This is a genomic window from Shinella sp. JR1-6, from assembly GCF_004284735.1.
In the GTDB taxonomy this organism is placed as follows: Bacteria; Pseudomonadota; Alphaproteobacteria; order Rhizobiales; family Rhizobiaceae; genus Shinella.
Window position 1 is genome coordinate 153993 of the sequence record NZ_SHMI01000007.1, and the last position, 15479, is coordinate 169471.

General features: G+C 63.2%; 16 protein-coding genes. 2 read left to right on the forward strand and 14 right to left on the reverse strand.

Annotated features, from left to right (window positions below; translation table 11 throughout):
* Positions 1 to 22: 22 nt before the first annotated feature.
* The 9 genes from EXZ48_RS15045 to EXZ48_RS15085 form a co-directional block, all read right to left on the reverse strand.
* On the reverse strand, positions 23 to 997 hold the full coding sequence (locus EXZ48_RS15045) for an ABC transporter substrate-binding protein (protein ID WP_165909358.1): 975 nt from the start codon (positions 995 to 997) through the stop codon (positions 23 to 25).
* A gap of 22 nt (positions 998 to 1019) precedes the next feature.
* On the reverse strand, positions 1020 to 1799 hold the full coding sequence (locus EXZ48_RS15050; protein WP_130516755.1) for an ABC transporter ATP-binding protein: 780 nt from the start codon (positions 1797 to 1799) through the stop codon (positions 1020 to 1022).
* Between the two features lie 10 nt (positions 1800 to 1809).
* Positions 1810 to 2625, reverse strand: coding sequence for an ABC transporter permease (locus tag EXZ48_RS15055; RefSeq protein WP_130516757.1), 816 nt, complete (start codon positions 2623 to 2625; stop codon positions 1810 to 1812).
* 68 nt (positions 2626 to 2693) lie between these two features.
* A complete protein-coding gene (locus EXZ48_RS15060; RefSeq protein ID WP_207900426.1) occupies positions 2694 to 3719 on the reverse strand; it encodes a dipeptidase in 1026 nt (341 codons plus the stop codon).
* A gap of 23 nt (positions 3720 to 3742) precedes the next feature.
* The gene (locus EXZ48_RS15065; RefSeq protein WP_245462099.1) at positions 3743 to 5263 is read right to left on the reverse strand and encodes an aldehyde dehydrogenase family protein; all 1521 of its coding nucleotides are present in this window, start codon (positions 5261 to 5263) and stop codon (positions 3743 to 3745) included.
* Between the two features lie 11 nt (positions 5264 to 5274).
* Positions 5275 to 6222 (reverse strand): ABC transporter permease, encoded by a 948-nt coding sequence (locus EXZ48_RS15070; RefSeq protein WP_023512304.1) that lies wholly within the window; start codon positions 6220 to 6222, stop codon positions 5275 to 5277.
* Between the two features lie 4 nt (positions 6223 to 6226).
* Positions 6227 to 7111 carry an ABC transporter permease gene (locus tag EXZ48_RS15075; protein WP_130516759.1) on the reverse strand — a complete coding sequence of 295 codons (885 nt, stop codon included), beginning with the start codon at positions 7109 to 7111 and terminating at the stop codon, positions 6227 to 6229.
* A gap of 26 nt (positions 7112 to 7137) precedes the next feature.
* Entirely contained in the window at positions 7138 to 7860 is a 723-nt protein-coding gene (locus EXZ48_RS15080; protein ID WP_023512302.1) for an aspartate/glutamate racemase family protein, read from the reverse strand.
* 41 nt (positions 7861 to 7901) lie between these two features.
* Positions 7902 to 9482 (reverse strand): ABC transporter substrate-binding protein, encoded by a 1581-nt coding sequence (locus EXZ48_RS15085; protein WP_207900428.1) that lies wholly within the window; start codon positions 9480 to 9482, stop codon positions 7902 to 7904.
* A gap of 162 nt (positions 9483 to 9644) precedes the next feature.
* Between EXZ48_RS15085 and EXZ48_RS15090 the strand changes: the two genes are divergently transcribed.
* On the forward strand, positions 9645 to 10616 hold the full coding sequence (locus tag EXZ48_RS15090) for a LysR family transcriptional regulator (RefSeq protein WP_023512300.1): 972 nt from the start codon (positions 9645 to 9647) through the stop codon (positions 10614 to 10616).
* 513 nt (positions 10617 to 11129) lie between these two features.
* Here EXZ48_RS15090 and EXZ48_RS15095 read toward each other — a convergent pair.
* Entirely contained in the window at positions 11130 to 11348 is a 219-nt protein-coding gene (locus EXZ48_RS15095) for a hypothetical protein (RefSeq protein ID WP_037404979.1), read from the reverse strand.
* Positions 11349 to 11526: 178 nt separating this feature from the next.
* Between EXZ48_RS15095 and EXZ48_RS15100 the strand changes: the two genes are divergently transcribed.
* Positions 11527 to 11832, forward strand: a complete 306-nt coding sequence (locus EXZ48_RS15100; RefSeq protein ID WP_023515731.1) for a hypothetical protein — start codon at positions 11527 to 11529, stop codon at positions 11830 to 11832.
* A gap of 127 nt (positions 11833 to 11959) precedes the next feature.
* On the opposite strand, the gene EXZ48_RS15105 is transcribed toward EXZ48_RS15100, so the two are convergent.
* The 4 genes from EXZ48_RS15105 to EXZ48_RS15120 are packed head-to-tail and all read right to left on the reverse strand — an operon-like array spanning position 11960 to position 15476.
* Entirely contained in the window at positions 11960 to 12505 is a 546-nt protein-coding gene (locus EXZ48_RS15105; RefSeq protein ID WP_023515730.1) for a DUF995 domain-containing protein, read from the reverse strand.
* Positions 12506 to 12558: 53 nt separating this feature from the next.
* Positions 12559 to 13497 carry a glycoside hydrolase family 26 protein gene (locus EXZ48_RS15110; RefSeq protein WP_023515729.1) on the reverse strand — a complete coding sequence of 313 codons (939 nt, stop codon included), beginning with the start codon at positions 13495 to 13497 and terminating at the stop codon, positions 12559 to 12561.
* Between the two features lie 13 nt (positions 13498 to 13510).
* Positions 13511 to 14035: a DUF995 domain-containing protein gene (locus EXZ48_RS15115; RefSeq protein ID WP_037404977.1), complete on the reverse strand. Its 525-nt coding sequence runs from the start codon at positions 14033 to 14035 to the stop codon at positions 13511 to 13513.
* Positions 14036 to 14042: 7 nt separating this feature from the next.
* Positions 14043 to 15476: a UDP-glucose/GDP-mannose dehydrogenase family protein gene (locus tag EXZ48_RS15120; protein ID WP_023515727.1), complete on the reverse strand. Its 1434-nt coding sequence runs from the start codon at positions 15474 to 15476 to the stop codon at positions 14043 to 14045.
* Positions 15477 to 15479 lie beyond the last annotated feature (3 nt).

The following is a 15479-nucleotide window of genomic DNA, read 5'->3' on the forward strand; positions in this document are numbered from 1 at the left end:
AACCGCCCGCGTTCAGTGCGGGCTATTGCGGCAGATGATCGTTGGAGAAGTAGGCGGTCGCCTCCTTCTTGCCGAGCATCGAGCCGAATTCGGCGAGCGTCTTGTTCATCGCCTCCCAGTCCGCCTCAGCCATCCAGCCGAGCGGCTTGCCCGCGCTCTCCTTGGTGTGGAGCGAAGCCTCATAGGCATCGAGCACGCTGCGGTGGAACTCGGCCGGCTGGGTGTTGCCGGAAACCTTGAGGAAGATTTCGACGGCCTCGTCCTTGTGGGCGAAGGTGTATTCCATGCCCTTCCTCGTTGCGGCGAGGAAGCGCTTCACGATGTCCGGGTTCTGCGCCAGATACTCATTGTTGACGACGATGCCGAAGCCGAGATTGGTTACGCCCCAATCGGCATATTTCAGCACCGAAACCGCCTTGCCCTGCGCCTTGAGCTGGGGGGTGTAGAAGTAGTCGTCGCCGCTGATGCAATCGAGCTGGCCGGAAGCGATACCCGCGAACTTCGCGTCGCCGGGCATGTTGACGAGCGAGATGTCGGTCAGTTCAAGGCCGTTGGCCTTGAGGAAGGCGGGCAGGATCTGGCCGTCGGAGCCGGTCGGCGTGGAACCGATGCGCTTGCCCTTCACATCGGCCGGCGTCTTGATGGACGGATCGGCGCAGATCAGCGAGATCGGGCCCTGCTGCCACCAGCCGGCAACGGCAGTGATCGGCACGCCCGCGGAAACCGACTGGGCGACGGTTGAAAGGTTGGCATGGCCGATCGGATCGGCATTTTCGCCGACCACCATGGTCGTGGTCTTCGATCCCTGTCCCTGCGCGATCTCCACGTCGAGATCGACCTCGTCGTAGTACCCCTTCTCCTTGGCAAGGATCATCGGCGTCTGCCCCGCCCACCAGCTCCAGTCGAGGCGCAGGCGGATGCTGTCTGCGGCAAGGGCTGTCGTGCTCATCAGGGCAAGGGCCAGAAGCGTGCTGCCCGCCTGCTTGAAATGTCTCATGTTCGGTTCCTTTCCAGGGATCTCAGGCTGCGTCTTCGGCATCGTCACGGATGACGCCCATGCGTTCAAAATGGACGAGGATCTGGTCAACGATCCCGTTGAATTCCGGCGTGCCGCGCACCGAGAGCCGGCGACGGCGTGGCAACGGCACGTTCAGCACCGCTTCGACGCGCCCGGGGCGCGGCGCCATCACCACGATGCGGTCGGACAGGAACACCGCCTCCTGGATCGAGTGCGTGACGAAGACGACGGTCGGTCGCGAGCGCAGCCAGAGCGACTGGAGGTCGACCATCATCTGGTCGCGGGTAAGCGCATCCAGTGCACCGAAAGGCTCGTCCATCAGGAGCAGCGACGGGTCGTGAACAAGCGCGCGGCAGACGCTGACACGCTGGCTCATGCCGCCCGAGAGCTGGTGCGGATAGGCGTTCTCGAAGCCGGCAAGACCGGCTGCGGCCAGCAGATCCTTCGCCTTGGCACGGTATTCCGCATCCGGCAGCCCGCGTGCCTCCGCCTGCAGGAGGATGTTGTCGATAACGCTGCGCCATTCCAGCAGGACCGGCGACTGGAAGACGAAACCGAGATCCGTTTCCGCCTTGCTGACCGGCCGGCCGCCGATGCGAAGCGTACCCGTGGTCGGGAAGTCGAGGCCGGCGATAATGCGCAACAGCGTGCTCTTGCCGCACCCGCTAGGCCCGACGATGGAGAGGAACTCGCCCGGCTCAATGTCGATGGAGGTCGGTACCAGCGCTTCCAGTCCGGCATAGGACCGCGAGACCTTGTCGATTGTGATGGACTTGCCCATGGCGCGCTCCTCAATGTCCGTCGCGGCGCTGAGAGCGATGCCACGGCATCACGCGCGCCTCGACGAATTGCACGATGGCGAAGCTAACGACCCCGATGAGGACCAGAAGGATGAGGGCAGCGAACATCAGCGCGGTCTGCAACTGTCCGCTGGACAAGAGGATCAGATAGCCGAGGCCACGATCCGAGCCGACGAACTCGCCGACGACAGCCCCGACCACGGCGAGCGTCACGCAGACCTTCAGGCCGCCGAAGAGGCTCGGCAGCGCATGCGGCAGATAGATCTTGCGGAACATCTGCGCCTGCGAAAGCCCCATCGTCTTGCCGAGGAAGACCATATCCTGCGGCACGCTCTTGAGACCGACAACACCGCTGATGACGACCGGGAAGAAGGCCATCAGCACGCCGACGACGATGTTGGTGTGCAGGCCGAAGCCGAGCCAGACGAGAATGAGCGGCGCCAGCGCGACCTTCGGCACGGCCTGACTGGTGACGAGCAGCGGATAGACCGCGTCCTCGAACCAGCGGAAGCGTGCGATCAGCACTGCGAGCGGCAGCGCGACGACGATGCTGAGCAGAAAGGCGATCAGCGTTTCAAACGCGGTGATGCCCGAATGATAGATCAGCACGGGAAACTGCGAAATCAGCGTGGAGGCCACGGAACCTGGCGACGGCAGGAGATAGGGCGCGGGCTTTGCGACCGAGACGACGAGCTGCCACACCGCAATGATCACGATCAGCGACAGGAGCGGGTAGACCACGCGGGATACCTTCATGGAAAACCCCACGCCTCCGCTCGCCTGCATTGTCATATCGGTCTGGCTCATCGTGCTCTCCGGTTCAATCCTGGTGGGTGATGGCGGGACGACAGGTGTCTCCCGCCATCACCGCCGTTTCATGCGGCGTTGGCCGTTTTCACCGAGGCGGCTGGAACGAAGCCTTCGCGGAAAAGCTTCAGCCAGTTTCCGCCGGCGATCCTGGCGATCTCGTCTCCGGAAAAGCCGCGCTTTTCGAGACCTTCGAGGATGTTCGGGAAATCGACCGGAGACTGGAACCACGAGGGCCACTTCGAGAAGCCCTTGATCGGGATGGCACTCTCGCGCGCCCAGCGGCCGGCGCGCCACCACTTGATCTGGCTCTCCGGCCAGCCGTCGTAGAAATCCGTGCCGAGGCCGACATGGTCGGCACCGACGAGATCGACGGTCCAGGCGACCATGTCGAGGAAGGTGTCGAGCGTGCAGTCCGACCCGTTCTTCATGATCTTCGGATAGTTGCTGAGGCCGATGACGCCGCCGGTCTCGGCGAGACGCTTGATCAGCGCCGTCGACTTGTTGCGGCGATTCAGCTCGATGTCCGTGCCGACGAATTCCTGCGGATTGGCGTGGGTGACGGCGATCGGGCGCGAAGAATATTCGATCGCGTCGAAGCAGGTACGCTCCGTGCAGTGCGAGACGTCCACCACCATGCCGACGCGGTTCATTTCCGCGATGACATTTCGGCCGAAGAATTTCGAAACGCCGGCCTCGTCAGGCTCCCAGCACCCCGAAGCAACCCGGTTCTGGACGTTGTAGGTGAGCTGCGCAATGCGCACGCCGAGCTGGTAGAAGATCTCGATCAGCTCGATATCGTCTTCGAAGGGCGAGGTATCCTGGAAACCGTAGACCACCGCGGTGCGCCCGGAGGCGGCGATGCGCTCGATGTCCTCGCCCGTCGTCGCAAGGGCGATCAGGTCCGCGTTCTGCTCGAGAAGGCGGTTCCATTCGCCGATCACGGTCAGCGTTTCGCGGGCATTCTCCCAGATCGACAGCGTCACGTGCACGCAGCCGACGCCACCGCGCTTCCACTCCTCGAAGCGGGCGCGCTCCGGCTTGTTGTATTGCAGGGCGTCGATCAACAGGGGCTTTCTTGCCGATAGTGTCATCGGATTTCCTTTCCGTTCGAATGTCAGTTTGCGAAGGGGTCGGCCGCCGGGCCGTATTCAACGACGATCGCCTTGACCTGGGAAAACTCGTCCATGGCCTCGACGCCGTTCTCGCGGCCGATACCGGATTGTTTGTAGCCGCCAAAGGGGACACGCAGGTTGATCGCCCGATAGGTGTTGACCCAGACGGTTCCGGCCTGCAGTTGTCGCGAGACGCGGCGCACGCGGCCGACGTCGCGGGTCCAGAAGCCGGCGGCAAGGCCGTATTCCACGCCGTTCGCCATGGAAATCGCCTCTTCTTCCGTCTCGAAACGCTGCACGGTGACGACGGGTCCAAAAATCTCCTCGCGGCAGATCCGCATGTCGCTCGAAACATCGAGAACGATTGTCGGCGCGATCCAGTAGCCATCGATGAGTTCCGGCCCGAGATCGGGCTTCTGACCACCGGAAGCAAGGCGCGCACCCTCTGCCACCGCTTCGTTCACGAAACCGTTGATACGCTCGTACTGCCGCCTGTTCGCGACCGGGCCGATATGCGCCCTTGGCGAGGCAGGATGGCCGAGACGGATACGGCTCACGGAGGCGATGTAGCGCTCGACAAAGCTGTCGTAGATTTCGGCCTGTACAAGGATGCGCGAACCGGCGACGCAGGTCTGACCGCTGCCGGAAAAGGCCCCTTGCGTTGCGGCAATGACGGCACCGTCGATATCGCCATCGGCAAAGACGATATGGGCCGACTTGCCACCCGCCTCGCAGACGAAGCGCTTCATGCCGGCGGCGACCTTTGCACCCAGGACCTTGGCTGTCGCCGTGCTGCCGGTAAAACTCACCATCTGCACACCGGGATGGGTCGCGAGCGCCTCGCTGGCCACCGCATCACCGATCACCACATTGACGATGCCCGCCGGGAAACCTGCTTCCATCGCCAGCTCGGCAAGCGCGATGCTGGAGCCCGGCGCCTCCGCCGGCGGCTTCAGGATCACCGTATTGCCCATGGCAAGCGCCGGCGCCAACTTCCAGGAGCCGAGCGAGAGTGCGCCGTTGAACGGCGTGATGGCGACGACGACACCGAGCGGCTCGCGCACGATGCGGGCGTCTGCGGTGCGCGAGACGGTGCGGAAGACATCGTCATGGGTGTCGAGCGCACTCGCATAGTAGTCGTACCAGGTGGCCGTCGCCTTCATTTCGGCAGCAGTGGCGGCATGGCTCTTGCCATTGGCAAGGCTTTCCAGCGCACCGAGGCGATCCGCGTTGGCAGCGATCAGCGCACCGAGCTTGCGAAGTAGCAATGCGCGGTCATATCCCGTCATCGACGCCCACGGCTCCGAAACGAAGGCCTTGGCGGCGCTGGCAACGGCAAGCTCGACAGCGTCGTCAGAAACGACGGCACTTGCCCAGACGGCACCGGTCGAGGGGTCATGAAGCGGGATTTTCCGGCCGGCAGGCGCGATTGTGGCGCCGCTGACATAGGAAGTGAAAACGTCCTGTTGGGCGGATGTGGGCATTGTCGGGGTCGGATCCGTTTGCGGTGTGAGGAGAGACATGGCCGGCTCCTTCACAGTTTGATTTTCGGGTTGAAGTACGAGTAGAGGACGTCGACAGCGAAATTGATGAGCACGAAGGCCAGGGCGAGGATCAGGATGCCGCCCTGGATCAGCGGAATGTCGCGGGTCGAAATCGCCTGGTACATGGCAAGGCCGATGCCGGGCCAGGAGAAGATGGTTTCGGTCAGCACGGCGCCGCTGAGCAGGAAGCCCATCTGCATGCCGATCACCGTGATGATCTGCGGCATCGCGTTCGGCAGCGCATGGCGCAGCACCACACGGGACTCACGCATGCCCTTCGCCCTCGCGGTGCGGACGTAATCGCTGTTGATGACCTCCAGCAGCGAGGAGCGGGTCATGCGGGCGATCGTCGCCAGCGACCAGGCGGCAAGGGTGATCGACGGAAGGATCATATGCGCGGCAAGGCTGAGCATGCCGTCGCCGCCACCGACGCTCTGCATCCCCGCAACCGGCAGGATGCGCAGATAGAGACCGAAGATCATGATAAGCACGAGGCCGAGCCAGAAGGACGGCATCGAATTGAAGAACAGGACAATCACCGACAGCGACTGGTCGCGCAGCGAACCCGGCTTCAGCGCCGCCCAGGTGCCTGCCGCAACGCCGACGATGGCGGCAAGGATGATGGCGGCGACGGCGAGAAGAGCCGTGTTGCCGAGGCGATCGAGGATGACGGTCGCAACGGGCTGCGCAAAGGTGAAGGACTGACCGAGATCGCCCTGCAGCAGGTTGCCGACATAGATCAGGTATTGAACATAGGCCGGTTCATGCAGCCCCATGCTGAGCCGCAGCGCTTCCTTTGCCTCTTCCGAAGCCGTGGCGCCGAGCAGCATGTCGGCCGGATCGCCGGGGATGATCTTGGCGAGCAGGAAGGTCGCGATCGTGACCCCGATGATCACGGGAACGATCTGGAACGCGCGTCTGAGGGCGAACACGAGCATCGTCTTAGTCCCGCTGCTTGTTGAAACGTGGATCGAGGTAGTCGCGGGCACCATCACCGATGAGGTTGAAGGCGACGGCGAGCACGACGATGGCAAGGCCCGGAATGGTCGCGACATGGGCGGCCGTCGCCAGTGCCGTGCGGCCGCTCGACAGCATCTGACCCCATTCGGGAGCAGGCGGCTGCGGGCCGAGGCCGAGAAAGCTGAGACTCGACGACAGGATGACATTCCGCCCGGTCTGCAGCGTGCCGTAGACGATGGCCGGCCCGAGGATGTTCGGCAGGATGTGTCGGAGCGCGATGCGCCGGGCGCGGAAGCCGAGAGCATGGGAGGCCTCGATGAACACCTCTTCCTTGACCTGCAGCACGGCGCCGCGAACGATGCGGCCGAAGGCGGGTACGGTGACCACGACCATCGCGATGATCATCGACGACAGCCCCGGCCCGAGCGCCGCGCTGATGCCAAGCGCCAGAAGGATGCCCGGAAAGGCGAACATGATGTCGAAGAAGCGCATGATCACGGTATCGACGAACCCGCCGATATAGCCGGCGATCATCCCGAGCAGGCCACCGATGGCGAGCGCAATGACCGTCGGCACGATCGCGACCAGCAGCGCATAGCGCGTGCCGTGGATGAGGCGGCTCAGGATGTCGCGCCCGAGCTCATCCGTACCGAGGAGGTTCCAGCCGGAGAACACCCCCTTGTAGCGGGCGAGCGGATTGGCCCTCAACGGATCGAAGGGCGATATCCAGTCGGCAAAGATCGCAGCGAAGACGATGACGGCCAGGATGCCAAGGCCGATGGCCAGCGCCGGATTGCCCAGGATGCCACGAAAGGCTCCTCGCCATTTGCGCGCGGGCCTGACTGTCTGTTCGGTCACGGTCGTCATCGTTCTCTTCCGTCGCGGTTCTGCGGTCAGGCGGCGTACCAGAGCTTGCCGAGGTTCGGGATCTGGTCCTTCAGGCCGACGGCGCGCAGCGCGCGCCACAGTGTGGCCTGGTTGCTCGATACGACGGCTGCACCCGTATCCATTTCCAGATAGGGAAGGATCGGGAAGGTGCGGTAAGTGCCGCAGGAGATCAGGATCGCATCGCATTTGCCGGCGGCCTTGAACGCCTGCTTGCCGAGCCTGTAGGCGCTGTCGGCGTCATGCACGCTTGCATCGAACGGATCGGTGATCTGGAGGCCCAGCATGGAGGCGATCTTGAAGCCCTTGGCTTCCATGAAGGCACCCATCTTCTCGTTGACCTCGTCGGAATAGATCGTCGCAACCGCAATCGAGGTGGCGCCGAGCGCCTTCAGCGCATCCATTTGCGCCGCCATCATGGTGATGGCCGGGATGCCGGTTTCCGCTTCGATCTGGGCACAGACCTCCTCGTCGTGACCGACACCGCGCAGGAACGTGCCTGGTGCACCGCACTGAACGATGAGATCCACCTTGGCGGTCGCGAGCTGGCGCGAGGCTTCCAGCACCTGCGACATCATCACCTTCAGGCCTTCCTCATCGACCCGCGGCACGATGGTCCGGGCGTCGGCGAAGGCAACGCCGACAGGCGCAACCGACCGCCATTCTTCGGCCCCCTCGATCGCCGTCGCCGGCCTCATCTGCCCGATGCGCGCGCGCCAACCTAACATCATCTGCGTATTCTCCTCTTTCAGATCCCAATCAAAACAGCAGGTTACTTTACCTGAATGCGGGGGTAGTCGATGAAGACGGATCTTGCCGGCAGGATGCCGCCGACACGGGCGCTCAGCACGCGCGGCAGGCGATCCTGGTAGAGGAAGATCCATGGGCTATCGTCGGCGATGCGCTCGGCCGCCTGCCGATAGAGGTCGAGGCGTTTGGCCTCGTCGCTCTCGCCACGCGCCTCGGCGAAGCGCTGGTCGGCCTCGGCATTGGTGAACCAGCCGCGATTGACGCCGCGGGGCGGCTGCTGGTCGCCGGCGAACATGCGCTCCAGCCAGTAGGCACTGTCGGCGCCCGTCGTCCAGCCATTGAACGAGCCCTGGACGTCATCCTTGTAGCCCGGCCCCTCGGTCGAAACGAGCGTCGCGAATTCGAGGAACTGCGGCTCCAGCGTGATGCCGACCTCGCCGAGGTCCTGTTGCAGGAGCGTGACAACCTCGGAGGCCTGCCCGAAACCGGGGCCGCTGTTCGGCGCCATCAGCTTGATGGTGACGCCGGTGGAAAAACCGGCTTCGGCCAGCAGCGCCTTCGCCTTTTCCGGATCATAGACATAGATGGATCCGGTCGTGCCCGGCAGCTCGTTGCCCGAGGGAACCGGACCGCCGAGCGGCGTGACCTGCCCGTTGAGCAGGGCCGCCAGATTGTCACGGTTGACGGCATAGTTCAGCGCCTGCCGGAACAACTTGTTGTCCGTATATTGCGCCCTGGTGTTGAGCCGCACGAAATACTGGTTCGCCGGCTCGGGATACTGGATCTGCAGGCTCGGGTCGACGGAAAGCTGGGCGATCTGCTGCGAGCTTGCGCTCGGGATGATGTCCACCTGGCCGGTCTGCATGGCGATCGCCATGGCGGTCGGGTCGGTCACAGGCCTGAAGATGAGGGTATCGACGGCGGCCGCACCGCCCCAATAGTCCTCGTTCCGTTTCAGATCGAGCTGCTGTCCCTGCTGAAAGGCCTCCAGCCGGAACGGCCCGGTTCCGACAGGGTTCAAGCCCATCGCATCGCCCTTGTGAGCCGCCATCGCGGCCGGACTGATGATGCCGGAGCGGCGGTCGCTGAGAAGGCGCAACAGACCCGAAAACGGCTCCTTCACCTTGATCTCGAAGGTCTGCGCATCGATCGCCGCCGTGCCGGCGATCCAGCGGGTGAGGAAGGTCATGTTGCCGGCGGCACGCTCGTCATAGGCCGGCGACGCCTTGTCCATGATCCTGGCGAAATTGGCCTGGACGGCGTCCGCATTGAAATCCGTGCCATCGTGGAACTTGACGCCGGAGCGCAACGCAAACCGGTAGACCAGGCCATCGTCGCTCACGGTCCAGCTTTCGGCGAGGCTGCCCTTCAGCGCCGGTGCCGTATCGGTCACGACCGACAGATCCTCCCGCACGAGCGGGTCGTAGATCGCATCGATCACCCGAAGACCGGGCGTGCCGGTCATGCGGTGCGGATCCAGCGGCGGTATGGCGCCTTCGGAACCGATGACAACCGTCTGTGCCAGCGCGGAAGCCGGAGCCACGAGGGCGGAACTGGCGACAAGGCAAGCGAAAGCCGCCGCCAGATGGCGTTTCGTCAACATATTCAACATCCTGTTCCCCTTGTTGGTTGGGTTTATTCCGCGCCGAGGATGAGTGGCTGCGACCCGTGACCATCATTAAAGGCGCCAGGATTCGATAAATCAAATTGAAAAACTTTCGGGATTGATCACAATGAACTATAAATAAACGTCTGGAGATATTCGATGGTCGGCCCACAACCCCAGGCTCTGCCCTCCCCGTCCTACACCGCGACCATCCGCCACCTTCGGGCGTTTCTCAGCGTCGCGAAGCATCGCAGTTTCACGCGCGCAGCAACGGAGTTGCATCTGTCGCAACCGTCGCTGACGATGACGATCCAGCAGCTGGAAGACATCGTCGGAGGGACGCTGTTCGACCGGACGACGCGCAACGTCATCCTGACCCAGGAAGGAACCGATCTCTTCCCGGTGGCCGAACGTGTCGTCGACGATTTCGACCTGGCGATCCGCAACATCCGGCTGACGGCCTCGAGCCGAAACAGCTGCATCCGCGTCGGTGTGGTCAGCTCGATCGCAACCAAGATCATGCCCCGCATCCTGGAGGCGTTTCTCGCCTCCCGGCCGGGACTTCGCGTCCAGCTTCGCGAGGGAAACTCGAACGACGTGCGCCGTCTCGTGCGGCGCAACGAGGTGGATATCGGCTTTGCCAGCATGGACGGCCCCGATGCCGAGCTGGTTTTCAAGCCGCTGTTCAAGGACCAGCTCGGCCTCTTCCTTCGCCACACGCATCCCCTGCATGCAACTGCACAAGACGGTGTGCTGCGCTGGGCCGATCTCGCCAACCACAATTTCGTCGGCCTGACGCTGGACACGGCGACCGGCCCGATCCTCTCGCAAATGGAGCACCTTCCCGAGTCCATCCGCGTGCCGAAATACGAGGTATCGACCTATCCGACGCTCTGGGCCCTGATCGAAAACGGTCTCGGCATCACCACGGCACCGGCGCTGGCAGCAGAGTTCCTTCCCGACAACCGCATCGCCTTCCTCGGGCTCGTCGAGCCGGTGGCATGGCGCAGCGTCTACATCGTCACGCGGCTTGGCCGCGCCCTCCCCTCCATGGTGACGGCGTTGGTGAAGACGGTCGAGGCGGAGCTTGCCGTCATTGCCAAAAGCCATTCACGGATCGCAACATTCTAGGAAACCTGTGCGTGGACCGTGCTCGGCACTTGAATTTGCAGTATTTTCACCAGGATGAAGACCATGTGCAGCGGCCGTCGTCATCCTTGCCCACTTGGCGATGCGGCAATGGTTCGATGGGCTGCCATTCTGCGGTTTCTCCGGCCGCGGCAATGATCTTCGTGCTCCGTTTCATATTGTAGGGATGGCGGCCAGGCGAATGTGGATACCGGCCTTGCACTGACCCGGGATCGCCTCGAGCAGGAGGGTGTCCAGACCAGGAACGGCAAGGCTCCGGCGAAAGCGAACAAGGCAGTGCACCCCGGCGATCCGCGCCGATCGGGAGAAACCGCAGAGCCGCCGAAACGAAGCACGATCACCCACAACCCCGCCCAGCTTCACGTCCGATAGGTCATACGAGCGGAATGACGGGTCAATTGCACCACCAACATATAGAGAGTATGCAGTTTATGCTGTAAATTGCGGCTTAACCGCACGCCTCGTCTTTCACATATAATGCTGGATAAGATTGCCTTATCGGTCATTTTCCACAATAGGGTAAAAACGGCCCGTCTCATCGAGCAGACAGGCAAAAATCGTGGCGCGGCGCGGTTTGCGCCGCCTCCTGGCATGGCCTGCCGGTTCCATCCATGGCGGCTGTTTCCACAGCCCGTGCACCTGCCTGCCCTCGACTTTCCGGCCAGCGTGCTTTATGGGCCGTCGCATCAAGAGAATGCGGATGTTGCCATCCATGTGGTTCCTGCCTTGGCGGGAAACGCCTGTCGGCATCCTGTGCAGATAAGCCTTGCGCCATTTCCAGATGGTAAACACGTCCCGGCCAACGGCTGGAAATGCCCAAACAGCGTATCCGAAATCTTAACACGGATGCACTACACCTTTCCCGGCCCAGCAAGGGGCACCGGAGATACAGATGACGTTCGATAAGACTCGTTCCCATGCCCTGAAGACCCGCCCGAAATGGACGGCCACCATTGTGCTCGCGATGGCCATGTCGACCGCCCTTGGGGCATGCGCCCAGGCCGGAGACGCCGGCAAGCCGAAGGTTCAGACCAAGTCGGTCTATCTCGTGAAATACTGGGTCGGCAACGAGGTCCGCTACCGCAAGAATCCCCGCGGCCAGGTCATGAAAATTTCGGCGGCCGACTATCTGAACAACAGCCTCTACGTCTGCACGCCGAGCGGCTTTGGCCAGAAGGCGCGCTGCCGCGGCATCTAGGGCATTCTCCGACGCCGAAGCGATCTCGCTTCGGCTGGAAATGCTCTTGGCTGGCGGTCCGGCCTCGACGGGCTGACGATGACAAGAAAGCTGCCGGACGGATCGCCCGGCAGCTTTTTCGTTTCTGTCAGCGTATGTCCTTGATGCGCGCGACTTCCCTCGACGCCAGATCGCCGCTGATCAGCCGCTGCACTTCATCGTATTTCTGCACGGGATTGTGCCGGAACACATACCATTTCCCGCCGATGGTCGGCTTCTGGTAGATGACGCCGTCCTTCTCGCGATGCAGGAAGCAGTTGATCGCATGGCTGCTGCTGCGCTTGCCGCCCCAACGGGCGTTCATGCACACTTTTCCGCCATCCATCGCATACCAGCTGCCTTCGCCATAATACCGGGCCTTGCCCTCACGAACCCAGCCGGCAAAGCGTTTCGAGTCGGCCGGCAGGAACCAGCGCGTTTCGGACTCGCCGGAGAAATACCCGCCACCGGTTTTCCATTTCCAGGTCCGGCCGGCATACATCCTTTCGAGTTCGCTGGTTTTCATCGGCGTTGCGGCGACGGCACGGGCCGCCGTCGCGTCGACCGTCCGGGGTTTGGATCCGGCGGTCGCCTGGCCTGCTACCAACAGGACAGAGAGTACAGCATTCATGCACAAGAAACGGATCGACACCATTTTACCCTCCGTTCGAACAAAAATTTCCCGCGGGCGACCCCGCACGCTTGAGATCAATTCAGGGGATGATCGGCCACGCGCCATTTCGGCCTCCCGACATTGCGCGGCCAGGGATAGACCTCGAGATCGTTGAAATAGACGACCGCGGTCAGGCCCGGAAATTCCGCATGCGGCTTGTTGGCATCCGCCGCCCAGGCACGCACGTAGTCATTGCTGCCTTCATAGCCGAATTCCGCGATGACGATCGGCTTGCCGAAACCCGCGACACGGTCGTAGCCGGGCTTCGTGCGCTCGACGAATGTCGTGTCGCGCCCGAATTCCAGCTTGTCATAGGGCTGATAGGCGAAGACCGACAGGCCGACGACGTCGACATAGCGGTCACCCGGATAGTAGGCTTCCAGCCCCGGCTCGCCCTTCGGCGACCACATGTATTGCGCCTTCGGCAGGCTCATGCGGCAGACATCGACGACATGGCGGTAGGCCTTCACATAGCCCTCCGGCTTCCAGAAGGCCCAGGTGAACTGGCCGCTCTTGTCGTCCATTTCCTGTGCCCAGCGGATCGTCACGGGGCTCTTCAGCTTGGCCGCCGCCGCGCAGATGCCTGCCATGTTGGTATCGTATTCTCCCGCAAGGATACCTTTCAGGAGATCGTCCGGGCTGACGCGCCAGTCGCGCGCCCAGGACCACGGCTCGACGCTGATCAGGAGCGAGCGCCCCCGTGCGCGGGCATAGTCGTCGGCGGCCGTGAGGGTCGCCAGATCGACATCCTCCCAGGGGAGGAAGAGGTGCTCGATCTTGGAGTTGGAATCATTGGCGAAATCGCCATGGGGATCGTAGGCACCCAGGGTCAGCGAACCCGTCGATATCACGGGGCGCTTGTCGTTGAAGCGCGTGTCGGTACTGGCCCCCGACACGTCGCCGGTCGCAAGGACGCTGCCGGACATGGCAACGCTGCCGAGCAGAACCACAGCCAGTTTCAAGAAATTTTGCATAACTTCTCCTCCCTCACTGTTCGGTTGACGGAGCTACGCCGAGCGCAGCTTGAATGGCGTCACGCTGCTGGGAGACCAGATCGGCGGCAACCAGCTTGCTGGCCTCATCACCCTTTTGGGGAATGGCATGGCGGAAGACATACCACTGCCCGTCGGGTTCACGTTTCTGATAGATCGTGCCCGCGGCGATCCGGTGGGAAAAACAGGACTTGATCGGCGCCGACCCTTCCTGCGTATGCCACGTCGCCTTGAGGCACAGGAGGCCGGTATCGGTGATGGCCCAGCGTCCTTCTGCCCAGGAGTTCCACTTCTCGCCGCGGACCCAGGCGCTGAACTGCCGGTCCGCCTCCCGCATCAGCCCCGCGCCGTTTTCCCATTGCCAGCTCTTGTCGCGGTAGAGCGTGTAGAGCTCCAGCGCCGTCATCGGACGGGCATCCGAGGGAATTGCGACGTTTTCGGCCCGGGCCGCCCCCGCAAGCAGGGATGCCGCCATGGCGAGCACCGCCAGCCTTCGGAACCGGCGCGGTTTCTGCTGCATTGTCGATTCATCTATGGTCAATGGAGCCTCCTGCGCTTTGGGGTTGGACATTCTCCGCCTTCCGGGCGAAGACGGCATGGCCCGGCACCTGGGAGTGGCCGGTCGCGGTATGCGCTTCGTAGCGGTTCGCCGTCGAACGGCGGCCGATGGCCGAGACCCGGAAGCCCGCCTGTTCCGCCCTTGCGGGGTCGAAGGCGTTGCGAAGGTCGACCAGAACGCCCTGGCGCATGATCCGCCGGAGACGCATAAGATCGAGATTGCGGATATCGTCCCACTCCGTCACGACGACCACGGCATCCGCATCGCGGGCGCATTCATAGGCGTCCGTATGGAGGTCGACATCCGACAGGACCCGCCGGGCATTTTCGGTTCCGACCGGGTCATAGGCCCGGATATGCGCGCCGAAACGCTGCAGCGTCTCGATGAGCGGGACGGCGGGGGCCTCGCGCATGTCGTCCGTATCGGGCTTGAAGGTCAGGCCCAGCACCGCGATGGTCAGTCCCTCGACGTCGCCGTCCAGGGCGTCGGTCACCTTGAGGGCCATCCGGCGCTTGCGCGCCTCGTTGGCCGTCACGGTCTCCTCGACGATGCGCAGGGGAACGCCATAGTCCTGGGCGGTCCGCAGCAGCGCCATCGTGTCCTTCGGGAAGCAGGAGCCGCCATAGCCCGGCCCGGCATTCAGGAAACTCGTCCCGATCCGCTTGTCGAGCCCGATGCCGACGGCAAGCTGGCTGACATCGCTGCCCACCTGCTCGCAAAGATCCGCCAGCTCGTTGATGAAGGTGATCTTGGTCGCCAGGAATGCGTTGGCGGCATATTTTATCAGCTCCGACGTGCGGCGCTGCGTGACGATGATCGGCGTCTTGCGCGCCTTCAGCGGCACCCCGTAGAGTTCCGTCAGACGCGCGCGGGCACGATCGTCCTCGACCCCGACCACGACACGATCGGGCTCGAGGAAATCGCTGATCGCGACACCCTCGCGCAGGAACTCCGGGTTCGATGCGACGGAGAACGTCCCGGCCTCGCGGACCGATCCGATGATCTTCTGCACGATGTCGCCGGTGCCCACGGGAACGGTGGACTTCACGACCACGACCGTATCGTCGTCGATCAGCGGCGCCAGCTCACGCGCCGCCGAGAAGACGAAGGACAGGTCCGCATCGCCGTGGGCGGCGCGCGGCGGCGTGCCGACGGCGATGAGCACCATCGCCGCGCCCTTGACCGCCTCGAGCAGATCGCAGGTGAACGACAGGCGCCCTGCCCCGAAATTGCGCTCGACGAGTTCGTCGAGGCCCGGCTCGTAGATCGGCACGATGCCGTTCTGCAGAGCTGCGATCTTCTGCGCATTCTTGTCGACGCACGCGACCTGATGGCCCCAATTGGCAAAGCAGGCGCCGCTGACCAGTCCGACATAGCCGGTTCCAATAACTGCGATCTTCATCGT

Excerpts from the sequence above, each read along its gene's own strand:
- EXZ48_RS15045 (WP_165909358.1), bottom strand. The coding sequence starts at position 997 with ATGAGACATTTCAAGCAGGCGGGCAGCACGCTTCTGGCCCTTGCCCTG.
- EXZ48_RS15050 (WP_130516755.1), bottom strand. The coding sequence starts at position 1,799 with ATGGGCAAGTCCATCACAATCGACAAGGTCTCGCGGTCCTATGCCGGA.
- EXZ48_RS15055 (WP_130516757.1), bottom strand. The coding sequence starts at position 2,625 with ATGAGCCAGACCGATATGACAATGCAGGCGAGCGGAGGCGTGGGGTTT.
- EXZ48_RS15060 (WP_207900426.1), bottom strand. The coding sequence starts at position 3,719 with ATGACACTATCGGCAAGAAAGCCCCTGTTGATCGACGCCCTGCAATAC.
- EXZ48_RS15065 (WP_245462099.1), bottom strand. The coding sequence starts at position 5,263 with ATGTCTCTCCTCACACCGCAAACGGATCCGACCCCGACAATGCCCACA.
- EXZ48_RS15070 (WP_023512304.1), bottom strand. The coding sequence starts at position 6,222 with ATGCTCGTGTTCGCCCTCAGACGCGCGTTCCAGATCGTTCCCGTGATC.
- EXZ48_RS15075 (WP_130516759.1), bottom strand. The coding sequence starts at position 7,111 with ATGACGACCGTGACCGAACAGACAGTCAGGCCCGCGCGCAAATGGCGA.
- EXZ48_RS15080 (WP_023512302.1), bottom strand. The coding sequence starts at position 7,860 with ATGATGTTAGGTTGGCGCGCGCGCATCGGGCAGATGAGGCCGGCGACG.
- EXZ48_RS15085 (WP_207900428.1), bottom strand. The coding sequence starts at position 9,482 with ATGTTGACGAAACGCCATCTGGCGGCGGCTTTCGCTTGCCTTGTCGCC.
- EXZ48_RS15090 (WP_023512300.1), top strand. The coding sequence starts at position 9,645 with ATGGTCGGCCCACAACCCCAGGCTCTGCCCTCCCCGTCCTACACCGCG.
- EXZ48_RS15095 (WP_037404979.1), bottom strand. The coding sequence starts at position 11,348 with ATGGATGGCAACATCCGCATTCTCTTGATGCGACGGCCCATAAAGCAC.
- EXZ48_RS15100 (WP_023515731.1), top strand. The coding sequence starts at position 11,527 with ATGACGTTCGATAAGACTCGTTCCCATGCCCTGAAGACCCGCCCGAAA.
- EXZ48_RS15105 (WP_023515730.1), bottom strand. The coding sequence starts at position 12,505 with ATGGTGTCGATCCGTTTCTTGTGCATGAATGCTGTACTCTCTGTCCTG.
- EXZ48_RS15110 (WP_023515729.1), bottom strand. The coding sequence starts at position 13,497 with ATGCAAAATTTCTTGAAACTGGCTGTGGTTCTGCTCGGCAGCGTTGCC.
- EXZ48_RS15115 (WP_037404977.1), bottom strand. The coding sequence starts at position 14,035 with ATGCAGCAGAAACCGCGCCGGTTCCGAAGGCTGGCGGTGCTCGCCATG.
- EXZ48_RS15120 (WP_023515727.1), bottom strand. The coding sequence starts at position 15,476 with ATGAAGATCGCAGTTATTGGAACCGGCTATGTCGGACTGGTCAGCGGC.